Origin of the sequence: Streptococcus suis (assembly GCF_002960445.1) — a bacterium.
Classification (GTDB): Bacteria; Bacillota; Bacilli; order Lactobacillales; family Streptococcaceae; genus Streptococcus; species Streptococcus hyiners.
The window spans coordinates 1-273 of sequence record NZ_POJD01000469.1 but is presented as its reverse complement, the minus strand read 5'-3'; the positions used below and the strand labels follow the sequence as shown (position 1 = coordinate 273).

Here is a 273-nt window from a genome sequence, read left to right as displayed (position 1 = left end):
GAGGTCTGGCGATACTGGCCCGTCAAGAGATAGTTGTAGTCCTTGCCTGTCAACTCATCATCACGCACATTGTAACGTTGCTGGTAGTAGCGGGCATATTCCAGCGAAACAGGACAGGAATAATAACGCCCCAAATCCCGCACTAGCGTGGTTTTACCATTTGAAGCAGAGCCAACCACCAAGATATTCTTAGAAAAATGACGGCGGAAAGGCTTGGCAATCATATTCCAATACTTAGCCGACTGCTCGCGGATAAGAGTGGCTGAAATGCCA

The 273-nt window shown here is 48.4% G+C and carries 1 pseudogene; it reads right to left on the bottom strand.

Annotated elements, in window-relative coordinates:
* A pseudogene (locus C1G53_RS12825) lies at nucleotides 1-273 on the bottom strand (transcriptional regulator); the annotation flags it as partial.